Annotated in this window: 13 protein-coding genes; 5 read left to right on the top strand and 8 right to left on the bottom strand. The window is 72.7% G+C overall.

What is annotated here, in order from left to right; genetic code table 11:
• Positions 1–118: 118 nt before the first annotated feature.
• Entirely contained in the window at positions 119–877 is a 759-nt protein-coding gene (locus ABTZ54_RS03170) for a phosphoglyceromutase (RefSeq protein WP_351656641.1), read from the bottom strand.
• 127 nt (positions 878–1,004) lie between these two features.
• Here ABTZ54_RS03170 and ABTZ54_RS03165 point away from each other — a divergent pair, with 127 nt between their 5' ends.
• A complete protein-coding gene (locus ABTZ54_RS03165; protein WP_351656639.1) occupies positions 1,005–2,312 on the top strand; it encodes an MDR family MFS transporter in 1,308 nt (435 codons plus the stop codon).
• Here the strand turns inward: ABTZ54_RS03165 and ABTZ54_RS03160 are convergent.
• On the bottom strand, positions 2,281–2,751 hold the full coding sequence (locus ABTZ54_RS03160; protein WP_502997187.1) for a type III secretion system chaperone family protein: 471 nt from the start codon (positions 2,749–2,751) through the stop codon (positions 2,281–2,283). The two genes, ABTZ54_RS03165 and ABTZ54_RS03160, sit on opposite strands and share 32 nt — an antisense overlap.
• A 40-nt stretch (positions 2,752–2,791) precedes the next feature.
• Complete coding sequence (gene mshA / locus ABTZ54_RS03155; protein ID WP_351656635.1) at positions 2,792–4,150, bottom strand: D-inositol-3-phosphate glycosyltransferase; 1,359 nt, start codon at positions 4,148–4,150, stop codon at positions 2,792–2,794.
• 169 nt (positions 4,151–4,319) lie between these two features.
• On the opposite strand from mshA, the gene ABTZ54_RS03150 reads away from it, so the two are divergent.
• The 3 genes from ABTZ54_RS03150 to ABTZ54_RS03140 all read left to right on the top strand — a co-directional run bounded on the left by ABTZ54_RS03150 (position 4,320) and on the right by ABTZ54_RS03140 (position 7,890).
• Positions 4,320–5,129 carry a class I SAM-dependent methyltransferase gene (locus tag ABTZ54_RS03150; RefSeq protein ID WP_351656633.1) on the top strand — a complete coding sequence of 270 codons (810 nt, stop codon included), beginning with the start codon at positions 4,320–4,322 and terminating at the stop codon, positions 5,127–5,129.
• 279 nt (positions 5,130–5,408) lie between these two features.
• Positions 5,409–6,464, top strand: coding sequence for a C40 family peptidase (locus ABTZ54_RS03145; RefSeq protein ID WP_351656631.1), 1,056 nt, complete (start codon positions 5,409–5,411; stop codon positions 6,462–6,464).
• A 178-nt stretch (positions 6,465–6,642) separates the two neighbouring features.
• Positions 6,643–7,890, top strand: coding sequence for a PP2C family protein-serine/threonine phosphatase (locus ABTZ54_RS03140; protein ID WP_351656629.1), 1,248 nt, complete (start codon positions 6,643–6,645; stop codon positions 7,888–7,890).
• Positions 7,891–7,927: 37 nt separating this feature from the next.
• On the opposite strand, the gene ABTZ54_RS03135 is transcribed toward ABTZ54_RS03140, so the two are convergent.
• The 4 genes from ABTZ54_RS03135 to ABTZ54_RS03120 form a co-directional block, all read right to left on the bottom strand.
• Positions 7,928–8,281 (bottom strand): DUF2516 family protein, encoded by a 354-nt coding sequence (locus tag ABTZ54_RS03135; protein ID WP_351656627.1) that lies wholly within the window; start codon positions 8,279–8,281, stop codon positions 7,928–7,930.
• Between the two features lie 93 nt (positions 8,282–8,374).
• Positions 8,375–8,914, bottom strand: a complete 540-nt coding sequence (locus tag ABTZ54_RS03130) for a hypothetical protein (protein ID WP_351656625.1) — start codon at positions 8,912–8,914, stop codon at positions 8,375–8,377.
• Between the two features lie 21 nt (positions 8,915–8,935).
• Positions 8,936–9,340: a helix-turn-helix domain-containing protein gene (locus ABTZ54_RS03125; RefSeq protein WP_351656624.1), complete on the bottom strand. Its 405-nt coding sequence runs from the start codon at positions 9,338–9,340 to the stop codon at positions 8,936–8,938.
• Between the two features lie 71 nt (positions 9,341–9,411).
• The gene (locus tag ABTZ54_RS03120; protein WP_351656621.1) at positions 9,412–9,897 is read right to left on the bottom strand and encodes a MarR family winged helix-turn-helix transcriptional regulator; all 486 of its coding nucleotides are present in this window, start codon (positions 9,895–9,897) and stop codon (positions 9,412–9,414) included.
• Between the two features lie 135 nt (positions 9,898–10,032).
• Here ABTZ54_RS03120 and ABTZ54_RS03115 point away from each other — a divergent pair, with 135 nt between their 5' ends.
• Positions 10,033–11,451 (top strand): MFS transporter, encoded by a 1,419-nt coding sequence (locus ABTZ54_RS03115; RefSeq protein ID WP_351656619.1) that lies wholly within the window; start codon positions 10,033–10,035, stop codon positions 11,449–11,451.
• A 69-nt stretch (positions 11,452–11,520) separates the two neighbouring features.
• On the opposite strand, the gene ABTZ54_RS03110 is transcribed toward ABTZ54_RS03115, so the two are convergent.
• Positions 11,521–12,762 carry a GNAT family N-acetyltransferase gene (locus ABTZ54_RS03110; RefSeq protein ID WP_351656616.1) on the bottom strand — a complete coding sequence of 414 codons (1,242 nt, stop codon included), beginning with the start codon at positions 12,760–12,762 and terminating at the stop codon, positions 11,521–11,523.
• Positions 12,763–12,816 lie beyond the last annotated feature (54 nt).

Genomic DNA, 12,816 nt, shown 5'->3' with positions numbered 1-12,816 from the left:
CGCCCTCACCCGTCCGGCCGAGCACCCGGTCACGGGGACCCCCACGGCACGCGAAAGCCCCCCGCCCGCCGGGGGGGGACCGGCGGGCGGGGGGCTTGCGGAAGTCAGCGCTCCAGGGTCACTTCTTGCCCTGGTTCTTCACGGCCTCGATCGCGGCCGCGGCGGCCTCCGGGTCGAGGTACGTGCCGCCCGGCTTCAGCGGCTTGAAGTTCTCGTCGAGCTCGTAGGCCAGCGGGATGCCGGTCGGGATGTTCAGGCCCGCGATGTCCGCGTCCGAGATGCCGTCGAGGTGCTTGACCAGGGCGCGCAGGCTGTTGCCGTGGGCGGCGACGAGGACCGTGCGGCCGGACAGGAGGTCCGGGACGATGCCGTCGTACCAGTACGGGAGCATCCGGTCGACGACGTCCTTGAGGCACTCCGTCTGCGGGCGCAGCTCCGGCGGGATCGACGCGTAGCGCGCGTCGTGCGCCTGGGAGTACTCGTTGTCGTCGGCGAGCGGCGGCGGCGGGGTGTCGTACGAGCGGCGCCACAGCATGAACTGCTCCTCGCCGAACTCGGCGAGCGTCTGGGCCTTGTCCTTGCCCTGGAGGGCGCCGTAGTGACGCTCGTTCAGGCGCCAGGAGCGGTGGACCGGGATCCAGTGACGGTCCGCGGACTCCAGCGCGAGCTGGGCGGTGCGGATGGCGCGCTTCTGGAGGGAGGTGTGGAGCACGTCGGGCAGCAGGCCGGCGTCCTTCAGCAGCTCTCCGCCGCGCGCCGCCTCCTTCTCGCCCTTCGCGGTGAGGTTCACGTCCACCCAGCCGGTGAACAGGTTCTTCTCGTTCCACTCGCTCTCGCCATGGCGGAGGAGGATCAGCTTGTACGGTGCGTCGGCCATGTGTCCGAGCCTAAACGACACCCGACGATTGACGCGCACCGTCAATTCAGTGGCGTCCGGCGTATGAGATGCGTAAGGTCCACCTCTGGAAAGCGGGACTTACGCAACACCCAGGGGGCGGCCTCACATGTCCATCGATTCGCTCAGACGATCAGCGCGCGCCACGGTCTCGGGACTTCCGGGGGGATTCTGGTGGCTCTGGCTGTCGACCTTGGTCAACAGGACCGGGGCTTTCGTCCTGACTTTCCTCTCCCTCTACCTCACCCAGGAGCTCGGGCACTCCGCCTGGTTCGCCGGACTCGTCGTCGCCCTCCACGGCCTCGGCGGCGTCGCGGGCTCCCCGCTCGGCGGTTACCTCACCGACCGTTGGGGCCGCCGCCCCACGATGGTGAGCATGCACCTGGCGGCCGCCACCTGCGCCCTGCTCCTCGCCTTCGTCACCAGCGCCTGGGGCATCGCCACCGTCGTCCTCCTGATGGGCGTCGCCATGCAGGGCGTGCGGCCCTCCATCAACGCGTCCATCGCCGACATGGTGCCCGCGCACGAGGTCCGCCGCGCCTACGCCCTCAACTACTGGGCCCTCAACCTCGGCTTCGCCATCGCCGCCATCGGCGGCGGCGCCGCGATCGTCCTCGGCTACCGCACCCTGTTCCTCGTCGACGCCACCGCCACCGCGCTCTGCGCCCTGATCGTCTTCCTGCGCCTGCCCGAGACCCGGCCCGAGGCCAAGGTCGACCAGGCCACCGGCGAGACCGTCGCCGAGGAGAAGGTCGGCGTCCTCACCGTCCTGCGCGACGCGCCCTTCCGCACCCTGGTGCTGCTCAACCTGCTGGTCTGCGTGGTCTTCACCGCCCCCTGGATCGGCCTGCCGCTCACCATGGCCGGCGAGGGCCTCGCCCCCTCCGCGTACGGCGTCGTCATCGCCGTCAACGGCGTCGTCATCGTCGCCTTCCAGCTGCTCGTCAACAAGGTGACCGACAAGCGCTCCCCCGCGATGCTGCTGACCGTCTCCTCGCTGCTCTTCGCGCTCGGCACCGGCGCCACCGCCCTCGCCGGCACCTCCCTCGCCTTCGCCGCCACCGTCGTCGTCTGGACGATCGGCGAGATGGTCCACGTCCCCACCAACGCCGCCGCCACCGCCCGGCTCGCCCCGGAGCACGCCCGCGGCCGCTACCAGGGCGTGATGGGCATGTCCTGGGCCGTCGCCGGTTTCGTCGCGCCGATCGGGGCCGGCTGGATCGTGGACGGACCCGGGCCCGACGTGCTGTGGATCGCCTGCGCCGTGATCGGCGTCGTCGCCGCGGTCGGCTACCAGACCCGGCTGCGGTCCGCGCTCGCCGAGGCGGAGGAGGACGTGCCCGCGCCGGTCGTGGCGGACACCGCGCGCCCCGCCGAGGAGAAGGTCAGCTCGTCGGCTTCCCCGTCAGGTTCCTGAACGCGTCCAGGTTCCGCGTCGACTCCCCGCGCGACACCCGCCACGCGTACTCCCGCCGGATCGCCGACGCGAAGCCCAGTTCGAGCAGCGTGTTGAAGTCGCCGTCCGCCGCCTCCAGGACCGAGCCCATCAGCCGGTCCAGCTCCTGCGGCGTGACGGCGGCCAGCGGCAGCTTCCCGGCCAGGTAGATGTCGCCGAGGGCGTCGATCGCGTACCCCACCCCGTACAGCTTGAGGTTGCGCTCCAGGAGCCAGCGGTGGACGCCCGCCTCGTTCTCGTCCGGGTGCCGGATGACGAAGGCGTTCAGGGAGAGGGAGTGGCGGCCGATCCGCAGCGACAGGGTCGTGAACAGCTTGCGGGTGCCGGGCAGCTTGACCACGTAGGAGCCCTCACCGGGGGACTCCCACTCCAGTTCCGCGTCCTCGAACGTGTCCACCATGATCTCGGCGATCTCGGCGATCCGCCGGACGTCCGCAGCCTCAGCCATGGTGCGAGCGTACGCGACGCCGCTGCTCCCGCAGCCGGTGGTCGTGCATCGCCGCCGTGTACACGTCGGCCGTCCCGGAGGCCGCCGTGTCCCAGCCGAACGAACCGGCGTGCCGGGCCGCCGCCGCGCCCATCGTGGCCGTCAGCGCCGGGTCGTCGGCGAACCGGCCGAGCGCGCGGGCGTAGTCGGCCGGGTCGTGGCCCTGCACCAGGAAGCCGGTGACCTCGTCCCGTACGGCCACGGGCAGACCGCCCACCGCGGCCGCGACGACCGGGGTGCCGGCCGCCTGCGCCTCGATGGCGACCAGGCCGAAGGACTCGCTGTACGAGGGCATCACCAGCACGCTGGCCGCCCGGAACCAGTCCGCGAGCCGGTCCTGGCCCACCGGCGGGTGGAAGCGGACGACATCGCCGATGCCCAGCTTCGCGGCCAGCTTCTGGAGCCCCTCCGGCTTGGCGAGGCCGCTGCCGCTCGGGCCGCCGACCACCGGCACCACCATGCGCGAGCGCAGCGACGGGTCCCGCTCCAGGAGCAGGGCCGCGGCGCGCAGCAGGATGTCGGGGGCCTTCAGCGGCTGGATGCGGCCCGCGAAGACCGGGATGAAGGCGTCGGCGGGCAGCCCGAGCCGGGCGCGGGCGGCGGCGCGCCCGTCGGCGGGGCGGAAGCGGTCCAGGTTCACGCCCGGGTGGACGACGGCGATCTTGGCCGGATCGGCCTCGTAGAAGCGGGCGAGCTCGTCCGCCTCCTCGGCCGTGTTGGCGATCAGCCGGTCGGCCGCCTCGACGATCTGGGTCTCCCCGATCACGCGGGCCGCGGGCTCGGGGGTGTCGCCCTCGGCGAGCGCCGCGTTCTTGACCTTGGCCATGGTGTGCATGGCGTGCACGAGCGGGACGCCCCAGCGCTCGGCGGCGAGCCAGCCGACGTGGCCGGAGAGCCAGTAGTGGGAGTGGACCAGGTCGTAGTGGCCGGGCCGGTGCCCCGCCCAGGCCTGCATCACGCCGTGCGTGAAGGCGCACAGCTGGGCCGGCAGCTCTTCCTTGGCCAGCCCCTCGTACGGTCCCGCGTCCACGTGCCGGACGAGCACGCCGGGGGCGAGCTCGACGACCGGGGCGAGGCCGCCGGTGGTGGCGCGGGTGAAGATCTCGACCTCGATGTTGATCGCGGCCAGCCGCTTGGCGAGCTCCACGATGTAGACGTTCATGCCGCCCGCGTCGCCGGTGCCCGGCTGATGCAGGGGGGAGGTGTGGACACTGAGCATGGCCACGCGGCGCGGGGTCCGGTGCCGGCCGGGGAGCCGGAGCCGGGGCGGCGCCGCCAGGGTGCCGGCGAACCGGGACACGTACTGGCTCACGTCGGTCCTTCCGCTGTCGGGCATGGCAGAGGGAGGGCGGACGACACCCTCCGCTCGCGGCAACACCGGAATGCGGGGTTTCATTTCCGCCACGCCACCCGCTTTGCCAATTCATTACGAGGGCGGCGGGGGCGCGGAAGGGGCGTCCCCCACCCCGTACGCTCGTTCCATGGCCCCCCGCACCACCCGACCCGCCGCCGCCCGACCCGTCGGCACCATCACCCGCGGGACCACCAACCCCAACCGTCTGCGCCGCCAGGACCGCTGGATCGCCGCCGTGCACGGACCGGCGCTGCGCCGGTCGGCCGAGGCCCCCGTCGCCGTCGACCTCGGGTACGGGGCCGCGCCCTGGACGCCGGTCGAGCTGCTGGCCCGGCTGCGGACCGCCGACCCCCGCGCCACCGTCGTCGGCGTCGAGATCGAGCCCGCCCGGGTCGCCGCCGCGAAGCCGTACGAGCGCGAGGGGCTCACCTTCCGGCACGGCGGCTTCGAGGTGCCGGTGACCGGCGAGGTCGCGCTGATCCGGGCCGCGAACGTGCTGCGCCAGTACGACGAGGCCGAGGTCGCGGCCGTCTGGGAGCGCCTGTGCGCGCGGCTGGGGCCCGAGGGGCTGCTGGTGGAGGGGACCTGCGACGAGATCGGGCGGCGGCACGTGTGGGTCGCGCTTGACCGGACGGGGCCCCGGACGGTGACGTTCGCGACCCGGCTCGGCTCGCTGGACCGGCCGTCCGACCTGGCGGAGCGGCTACCGAAGGCGCTGATCCACCGGAACGTGCCGGGCGAGCCGGTGCACGCCTTCCTGCGGGACTTCGACCGGGCCTGGGCGGCGGCCGCCCCGTACGCCTCGCTGGGCGCGCGGCAGCGCTGGATCCGGGCGGTGCGCGACCTGGCGGCGGACTGGCCGCTGACAGACGGTCCGCGGCGGTGGCGGCAGGGCGAGGTGACGGTCCGGTGGGAGGCGCTGGCGCCGCGCGGCTGAGCGGCGCTCCCGCCGTGCTCCCGACCGCGCCCGTGGAACTCGCGCCGAACTCCCGCTGAATTCCGCCCGCCTGGGGAACGCACCAGGCGAAACGATCGTCCCACGTGGGGGGAAGTGACCCGACAGGCCCCGCTTTCCCCTGTCGTTTTCGTGTTTCGCGTGGCACCATCACCAAGGTCACGCCTAAGTTACTGACGGTAAATCAGATTCGGCCATACCGGGACAGCTGGATCCGAGTCACTTACTGGATCACTTGCTGGGTCACTTGAGGGGGAGCCTGTGAACCGCCGCCGCCACGCCATCACCACCATCACCGTGGTCTGCGCCCTGACGCTGCTGGCCACGCCCGCCCTCACCCTCCAGGCCGCCGCCGCCCCGCTGCCGCCCGCGCCACCGGCCCAGCCGAAGAAGACGCTCGAAGAGGTCCGCAAGGAGATCGACGGGCTCTACCGCCAGGCCGCCGCCGCCACCGACGCCTACAACCTGGCCGAGGAGAAGGCGGACGAGCAGTCCGGCGAGATCGTGAAGCTGGCCCGGATGATCGTCGCCGGCAACGAGAAGATCGACGACCTCAAGGCGCGGGCGGGCGCCGCGGCCCGCGCCCAGTACCGCAACGGCGGGCTCCCGGAGGGCGCCCAGCTGGTGCTGACCAACGACCCCCAGCTCTTCCTGGACAACGCGGGCCGCCTCAAGGAGGGCCAGAAGGCCACCCGGGACCTGCTCGGCGAGATGACCCGTACGCAGGGCGAGCTCACCACGTACGCCAAGGACGCCAGCGTCAACTGGACCAAGCTGGAGGCCAACCGCCTCAAGCAGGCCAAGGCGAAGAAGGAGATCAACGACAAGATCGCCGCCGCCAAGAAGCTGGAGTCCGACCTCGCCGCCGAGGAGCGGGCCCGGCTGCTGCGCCTGGAGGAGCAGGAGCAGTACCGCGCGCAGACCGCCTGGGTCGACACCGGCATACTCAAGGGCCTGAGCTCCGCGACGACCCCGGAGGGCAAGCGGGCGGTGCAGTTCGCCACGGCCCAGATCGGCAAGCCGTACGAGTGGGGGGCCGAGGGCCCGGGGACGTACGACTGCTCGGGACTCACCCAGCGCGCCTGGGGCAGCGCGGGCCGCCCGATCCCGCGCACCTCGCAGGAGCAGTGGCGGCTGCTGCCGCACGTCGCCATCGAGGACATGCGGCCCGGCGACCTGATCGTCTACTTCAAGGACGCGAGCCACATCGGCATGTACGTCGGGAACGGGGCGATCGTGCACGCGCCGCGCCCCGGGCGGAACGTGACGGTCGCGGGGGCCGGCTCGATGGAGATCCTGGGCGTGGTCCGGCCGTAGCCGGGCCGACGTGACGTTTCTCATCGGCCCGCGGGCGGCCCGCGGGCGGCTACCTCCCCATCCGCGGCATATGCCAGCGCCGATCCCCGGTCCACCGTGTGATCGACGTTCCACCGCGCCGCGCCGTACCGCTATGGTCGGTCCCCGGCCCTCGGGGGGAGGGAAGGAAACCAGACCGATGCCCGCATCCGTACCGCGGCAGAGAATCGATTCTCTCCCGGAACCCGGCACCGCCACCGGCCCCGCCACCGACCTCACGCTCCTGGTCGTCGAGGACGACCCGGCGGGCGCCCTCGCCGTACCCGAACTGCTCGACGCGGCCGGCACCCGGCTCCGCATCCGTACCGCCCGCAACCTCACCGAGGCCGAGCGGCTGCTCACCGACGACGTGCACTGCGTGCTCGTCGACCTCGCGCTGCCCGTACCGCGCACGGCCGACGACGACCCGCTCGCGCCGCTCCGGCACATCCTGCGGCTCGCCCCGCGCCACGCCGTCCTCGCCCTCGCCGCCTCGGCGGACGCCGGGCTCGCGGCCGAGGCGGTACGGGTCGGGGCCCAGGACCACCTCTTCCGCGAGGAGCTGGACGGCAGGCTGCTGAGCCGCGCCATCCGCTACGCCGTCGAGCGCAAGCGGGCCGACGTCGTCCAGGTCAAGCTCACCGAGTCGCGGCTGCGCGCCCAGGAGAACGCCCGGCTGGAGCGCGGCCTGCTGCCGACCCCGCTCCTGGAGGGCTCCGACCTGCGCTTCGCCGCGCGCTACCGCCCCGGCAGGTCCCGGGCGCTGCTCGGCGGCGACTTCTACGACACCGTGCGGACGCCCGACGGCACCGTCCACGCCATGATCGGCGACGTCTGCGGGCACGGCCCCGACGAGGCGGCGCTCGGCGTGGAGCTGCGGATCGCCTGGCGGGCGCTGACCTTCGCCGGGCTGTGCGGGGACGAGCTGCTCTCCACGATGCAGCAGGTCCTGGAGCACGAGCGGGAGAGCGAGGAGATCTTCGCGACCCTGTGCACGGTCGACATAGCGCCCGACGGACGCCGGGCCGGCCTGTGCCTGGCCGGACACCCCGCGCCGCTGATCGCCCGGCACGGCAGCGTGGCCCGCCTCCTGCCGTACGAGGACGGGGGCCCCGCCCTCGGCCTGCTGCCCCGCGCGCGCTGGCCGCGCCGCCAGGTGGAGCTGGGCGCGGCGTGGAGCCTGCTGATGTACACGGACGGCCTGATCGAGGGCCGCTCGGCGGGCCCCGGTTCGCCGCGGCTCGGCCAGGACGGGATGGTCGAGATGATCAACCGGCAGCTGGCGGCGGGCCTGCGGGGCGAGGAGCTCCTGGACGCGGCGGTGACGGAGGTCCGCTCCCTGAACGGCGGCGAGCTGACGGACGACGTGGCCGTCCTGGCCCTGGAACGGGACAGGCCCCGGAACTGAACCCGGGGCCTGTGCGTCACGTGTTGTCTCGGCGTGCCTAACGCCCACCGTTGTACGGCCCGTACGGCCCGTCACTGCTGGAACCGCCACCGCCACCGCGCCCGCCCCGGCCACCGCCGCCGGACACCTCGCGGAGCGCGGGGCGCACGTCGACCATGAAGACGATGGCGGCGATGAGTCCGGCGATCTGGAGGAAGAGCATCGGCAGCAGCAGGTTGAGGACGAGGTTGATCCCCAGCAGGATCAGCCAGAACTTCTTGGTCTGCTTCTCCGCGGCGCGGTACGCGTCCTCGCGCGCCATGGCGGCGAACACGAGGGCGGCGACGGCCATGCCGAGGAAGACCAGACCGACCACAAGCCACAGAATCGAGTCGAATCCGTCGCGCAACATGCTGTGCACCGCCTAGGTGAGTGAAGAGAGCGCCTCGCGGCCAACGTACCCGTTACAACGCCCCGGACACCGATTTTGGTGCCCGACCCGCTCCTACTCGGCAACCGCTTCCTTCTTGGCGGACGCCTTGCGGGCGGTGGTCTTGCGCGCGGGCTTGGCGGGCTCGGCGCCCTCCTCGTCGGAAGCGGCCTCGGCCTCGGCCTCCGCCTTCGTCTCCGTCTCCGCCTCCGACTCCGGCTCGACGACAACCGCGATCTCGACGATCTCCTCGGCGACCTCGCCGCGCCAGGCCTTCACGGTCTCCTCGCCGTGGGCGGCGAGCTCCTCGTACTTCTCGCGCGCCTTGACCGCGTACTCGGCGGCGACGCCGACCCCGCGCAGGGCCAGGTCCTGGGCCTGCTCGCCCAGCTTCTTCAGGTCGGTGTCGAGACCGCCCACGAGCTCGGCGAACTTCGCCTGAGCCTTCTCCTGCACGGCCTTCGGGTCCGTCTTCTTGACGGCCTCGATCCGGGACGGGGCCTCGGCGGCGATCTGCTCGATCAGACCGGGCACCTTCTTGGCCTGCTGGACGGCGAGGTCGGCGGTGCCGGCGGCGAAGTAGAGGGGGGTACGGAGTTCGTCGATGATGGCCATGGTCGTGGTCCTCCCGGAGGTTTACGTCTCGGTGGGCTGCGGCGGCTGGTGCGCCTGCTGCTCGGCGGCCTGCGCGGCTTCGGCGGCGTTCTCCTTGCGGAAGGAGTCGTAGATCTGGAGCAGCACCTGCTTCTGCCGCTCGTTGATCGAGGGATCGGCCAGGATGACGGCTCGCGTCTCCAGCTCGTCCCGCTCCTTCTCGTCGAGGATCCCGGCCCGCACGTACAGCGTCTCGGCGGAGATCCGCAGCGCCTTGGCGACCTGCTGCAACACCTCGGCCGAGGGCTTGCGCAGCCCTCGCTCGATCTGACTCAGATACGGATTCGACACGCCCGCGGCATCGGCGAGCTGCCGCAACGACAACTGCGCGGTGCGCCGCTGTTCACGGAGGTACTCACCAAGATTGCCGACGTTGAGCGATGCCATGCCCCCGACCCTGCCAGCCCGCGCTAACTATTGCAAGCAGACGCTTGCAATAGTTCTGTCACAGCGACCCGTCACTTCGCCTGCCGTGCCCGACGCGCGCCGTGCGGGCCCTCCACCGGGGTCGCGAGGTGGTGGGTGGCCAGGAGGTTCAGGGCGTGGAGGAGGGCTTCGCGGGGCTCGGGGGGGAGGGAGGACAGGGCGTTCTCGTGGACCGAGTCGACGATCTGCTGGCTCTTTCTCGCGACCTTCGCGCCCTTCTCCGTGACCGCGATGATGCGGGCGCGCCGGTCCGTGCTGGACGGGCGGCGTTCGGCGAGGCCGGCCTTCTCCAGGGCGTCGACGGTGACCACCATCGTCGTCTTGTCCATGTCGCCGATCTCGGCGAGCTGCGCCTGCGTGCGCTCCTCCTCCAGCGCGTGGACCAGCACGCAGTGCATGCGCGCGGTCAGCCCGATCTCGCCGAGCCGGGCGGCCATCCGCGTGCGCAGAACATGGCTGGTGTGGTCGAGGAGGTAGGAGAGGTCGGGCTCGGTGCGGGTGGGCGCCATGGAGGTCATACAGCCAGGGTACTCAGTACGACTGAGATAGACAGTCCAGAGATAGATAGTCTGCAACGGGACTATCTGTTAGCGTTCCTTCTGTCGCCACCCGCGCCAACCCGCCCCACTCCGCCCCGAAAGGGAGACACCGTCATGCCCACCTCACGCTGGACCGCCCTCGGCGTCCTCGCCACCAGCATGCTGATGACGATCCTCGACGGCAGCATCGTCACCGTCGCCATGCCCGCCATCCAGAGCGACCTCGGCTTCTCCCCCGCCGGCCTCAGCTGGGTCGTCAACGCGTACCTCATCGCCTTCGGCGCCCTGCTCCTCCTCGCCGGGCGCCTCGGCGACCTGCTCGGCCGCAAGCGCATGTTCCTCGCCGGGACCGCGGTCTTCACCGCCGCCTCCGTGCTCGCCGGGCTCGCCACCTCCCCCGGGGTCCTGATCGCCGCCCGGTTCCTCCAGGGCGTCGGCAGCGCGATGGCCTCCGCCGTCAGCCTCGGCATCCTCGTCACCCTCTTCACCGAACCCCGCGAACGCGCCAAGGCCTTCGCCGTGTTCAGCTTCACCGGCGCGGCCGGCGCCTCCATCGGGCAGGTCCTCGGCGGCGTCCTCACCGACGCGCTCGCCTGGAACTGGATCTTCTTCATCAACCTCCCCATCGGCCTCGCCGCCCTCCTCGCCGCCCTCCCCGCGCTGCCCGCCGACCGCCCCGCCGCCACCCGCGGCCGCGCCGACCTCCTCGGCGCCCTGCTCGTCACCTCCGGCCTCATGACCGGCATCTACGCGGTCGTCAAGATCGAGGAGTACGGGGCCGGCTCCGCCCACACCCTGGGCCTCGGCGCCCTCGCCCTCGCCCTCCTCGCCGGCTTCCTCGTCCGCCAGGCCACCGCCGCCGAGCCCCTGATGCCGCTGCGCGTCCTGCGCTCCCGCAGCGTCGCCGGCGCCAACCTCGTCCAGATGCTGATGGTCGCCGCCCTGTTCTCCTTCCAGGTCCTGGTCGCCCTCCACATGCAGCAGGTCCTCGGCTACAGCGCCGCCGAGACCGGCCTCGGCATGCTGCCCGCCGCCGTCGTCGTCGGCGTCGTCTCCCTCGGCCTCTCCACCCGGCTCATCGCCCGCTTCGGCGAGCGGAACATCCTGCTCACCGGCATCGCCCTGCTCATCGCGATGCTCCTGCTGCTCGCCCGCCTCCCCGTCCACGCCTCGTACACCCTCGACCTGCTGCCGGTGATGCTGCTCGGCGCCGGGTTCGGGCTCGCTCTGCCCGCGCTGACCGCGCTCGGCATGTCCGGCGCCAAGGAGGCGGACGCGGGCCTCGCCTCCGGCCTCTTCAACACCACCCAGCAGATCGGCATGGCGCTCGGCATCGCGGTCCTCTCCACCCTCGCCGCCGCCCGCACCGAGTCCCTCACCGCCGCGGGCCGCCCGGTCGCCGAGGCCCTCACCGGCGGCTACCACCTGGCCTTCGCCGTCGGCGCCGGACTCCTCGTCGCCGCCTTCGGGATCGCCTTCACCCTCCTCCGTACGCCCAAGTCCGTGAAGAGCGAGCTGACCATGGCGGCGTGACAGCCGACCGAACGCGCCGCCGCCGGAGCCCCCGTCACTCGACGGCGGGCGAGGGCGGCGGCCGGCGTGTCAGAAGATGTCCATCGACCACGGCCGCCGCGCCGACCGCAGCAGCAGGTCAGCCAGGTCCGCCGCGCCCGCCCTGGCCTCCTCCACCCGGCCCAGCGCCACGAGCCGCGACGCCGACTCGTCGCCCAGCGCCAGCCGGGAGAGGTCCGCCACGTCCAGGACCAGGTCCGGCGAGGCGTCCGTCGGCACGCAGGAGGCACCGGTCGGCGAGGTGTCCAGGCGGTAGCGCCCGGCCGCCAGGCCCGCCGGGTCCCGCACGTCGAGGACGAGGGTGCCCTCGGCCGCGTACGTACGCGGCTCCAGCGTCTTCGGTACGTCGAGGATCCGCAGCCACAGCATGTCGGTGTGGGTCACCACCCGCGCCGCGCGCGGATCGGGCAGCAGCAGCGGCAGCAGGTCGTCGGGGGCGCGGAGGCCGGAGCGGACCGTGGTGATCCAGTCGATCGAGCACACGAACCGCCACAGCGCCCGCTCGGCCGCCGGGGTGACCGCGACCAGATCGCGCACGGTCGCCGTCTGCACCGGCTGGTTGCCGTCGTTCCACTCGTCGTCGGACGTGTAGGCCACGTACCCCTCGACCTCGCCCGACTCCGCGCGGTACATCGCGTAGAACGGCTCGGTCCACGGCCGGGTCGGGACGGAGTTGCCGGTGCCGACGTCCCAGGTGCGGGGCGTGCGCCCGGTGATCCCGGCGCGCGCCGCCGCCAGCCGACGGTGCAGGGCGGGGCCCTTCTCGCGGATCTCGGCGCCGTCGGTGAGGTCGATCCGGCCGCCGCCGTCCTCCCCGGCCCGGCGGCCGTCGAGCCCGGACCGGGTCACGTCGACCGACCACTCGGTCGCCCAGGTCGCCGGGCCGAAGCCGAACCGCCCGTAGATCGGGTACTCGGCCGCGATCAGCGTCGCGCACGCGTCGCCGCGCTCCTTCGCCGCCGCCAGATCGTCCTTCATGATCCCGCTGAGCAGACCGCGCCTGCGGTGGGTCGGCGAGACCGTGACCCCGCTGACCGCGTCCGCCGCGAGGGACGCGCCGCCGACCGTGCTCAGCTCCTGGTCGAAGGAGTGGAAGGTGGCGACGAGCCGGCCCCGGTCGAAGGCGCCGAGGACCCGGGAGAGGTCCATGTGCGGAAGCCGGTCCGCGACCTCGGCGTCCGGCACGACCGGGGGCCGCAGGAAGCCGGTGCGGAGCGCCCGCAGCCAGTCGGCGAACTCGGACTCGTCGATCGCGCGCACCTCAAGGCTCATCCGGCCAACCTATGCGCCGCCCGACGCGCCCCGCACGCGAGTTTCCCCGGGCCC

Source organism: Streptomyces sp. NPDC094032 (genome assembly GCF_040303965.1).
Classification (GTDB): Bacteria; Actinomycetota; Actinomycetes; order Streptomycetales; family Streptomycetaceae; genus Streptomyces.
The sequence above is the reverse complement of the archived record's forward strand: the minus strand, read 5'-3'. Positions and strand labels throughout refer to the sequence as shown.

Excerpts from the sequence above, each read along its gene's own strand:
- ABTZ54_RS03170 (WP_351656641.1), bottom strand. The coding sequence starts at position 877 with ATGGCCGACGCACCGTACAAGCTGATCCTCCTCCGCCATGGCGAGAGC.
- ABTZ54_RS03165 (WP_351656639.1), top strand. The coding sequence starts at position 1,005 with ATGTCCATCGATTCGCTCAGACGATCAGCGCGCGCCACGGTCTCGGGA.
- ABTZ54_RS03160 (WP_502997187.1), bottom strand. The coding sequence starts at position 2,751 with ATGGTGGACACGTTCGAGGACGCGGAACTGGAGTGGGAGTCCCCCGGT.
- ABTZ54_RS03150 (WP_351656633.1), top strand. The coding sequence starts at position 4,320 with ATGGCCCCCCGCACCACCCGACCCGCCGCCGCCCGACCCGTCGGCACC.
- ABTZ54_RS03140 (WP_351656629.1), top strand. The coding sequence starts at position 6,643 with ATGCCCGCATCCGTACCGCGGCAGAGAATCGATTCTCTCCCGGAACCC.
- ABTZ54_RS03135 (WP_351656627.1), bottom strand. The coding sequence starts at position 8,281 with ATGTTGCGCGACGGATTCGACTCGATTCTGTGGCTTGTGGTCGGTCTG.
- ABTZ54_RS03130 (WP_351656625.1), bottom strand. The coding sequence starts at position 8,914 with ATGGCCATCATCGACGAACTCCGTACCCCCCTCTACTTCGCCGCCGGC.
- ABTZ54_RS03125 (WP_351656624.1), bottom strand. The coding sequence starts at position 9,340 with ATGGCATCGCTCAACGTCGGCAATCTTGGTGAGTACCTCCGTGAACAG.
- ABTZ54_RS03120 (WP_351656621.1), bottom strand. The coding sequence starts at position 9,897 with ATGACCTCCATGGCGCCCACCCGCACCGAGCCCGACCTCTCCTACCTC.
- ABTZ54_RS03115 (WP_351656619.1), top strand. The coding sequence starts at position 10,033 with ATGCCCACCTCACGCTGGACCGCCCTCGGCGTCCTCGCCACCAGCATG.
- ABTZ54_RS03110 (WP_351656616.1), bottom strand. The coding sequence starts at position 12,762 with ATGAGCCTTGAGGTGCGCGCGATCGACGAGTCCGAGTTCGCCGACTGG.